The organism is Kribbella caucasensis (genome assembly GCF_004361855.1).
GTDB classification, from domain to species: domain Bacteria; phylum Actinomycetota; class Actinomycetes; order Propionibacteriales; family Kribbellaceae; genus Kribbella; species Kribbella caucasensis.
Window position 1 is genome coordinate 1 of the sequence record NZ_SNWQ01000089.1, and the last position, 1,097, is coordinate 1,097.

Below are 1,097 nucleotides of genomic sequence, written 5' to 3' on the forward strand. Positions count from 1 at the left end.
TTCGACACCCGCGCCGGCACCCTGGACGTGGCGATCCCCAAGCTGCGCTCGGGCAGCTACTTCCCGGACTGGCTGCTGGAACGGCGCCGCCGCGCGGAGCGGGCGTTGACCACGGTGGTCGCGACCTGCTACCTGCTCGGGGTGTCCACGCGGCGGATGGAGAAGTTGGTCGAGACCCTCGGCATCACCCGGTTGTCGAAGTCGCAAGTCTCGGTGATGGCGGCCGAGCTGGACGAGCAGGTCCACCAGTTCAGGACCCGGCCGTTGGACGCCGGCCCGTACACGTTCGTCGCCGCCGACGCGCTGGTGCTGAAGGTCCGCGAAGGCGGCCGGGTCGTCAACGTCCACGCCCTGGTCGCGACCGGCGTCAACGGTGACGGACACCGCGAAATCCTTGGCCTGCAAGTCACTTCGGCCGAGGACGGCGCCGGCTGGCTGGCCTTCCTACGGGACCTGACAGCCCGCGGCCTGACCGGAGTCCGGCTCGTCACCTCCGATGCGCATTCCGGGCTGACCGCGGCGATCGGCGCCACCCTGCCGGGCGCGTCGTGGCAGCGCTGCCGCACCCACTACGCCGCCAACCTCATGTCCGTGACCCCCAAGGCCAGCTGGCCTTGGGTGAAGACGCTGCTGCACTCGGTCTACGACCAACCCGACAAGGACGCGGTGCACGAACAGTTCGACCGCGTCCTCGACGCCCTGGCCGACAAGCTACCCGCGGTCGTCGACCACCTCGAGCAAGCCCGCGCCGACGTGCTCGCGTTCACCGCGTTCCCGAAGGAGATCTGGCGACAAATCTGGTCCAACAACCCGCAAGAACGGCTGAACCGCGAGATCCGCCGCCGCACCGACGTGGTCGGCATCTTCCCAGCCCGAGACGCACTGATCCGCCTCGTCGGCGCCGTGCTCGCCGAGCAACACGACGACTGGATCGAGGGCCGCCGCTACCTCGGCCTCGACGTCCTCGCCAAGTCCCGACTCGCCCTCATCGAGACCACAGAGGAGACCACCACAGACACCGACATCCCGGCGCTCAGCGCCTAACCAACCAGAGGATCACGCGACACAACCGCTACACCACACGGATGGACTTGACC

At 68.6% G+C, this 1,097-nt stretch carries 1 protein-coding gene; it reads left to right on the forward strand.

The features are described 5' to 3' along the window. The coding region (locus EV643_RS43945; protein ID WP_133806172.1) for an IS256 family transposase at positions 1-1,044 on the forward strand (1,044 nt) is incomplete at its 5' end. Positions 1,045-1,097: the final 53 nt, after the last annotated feature.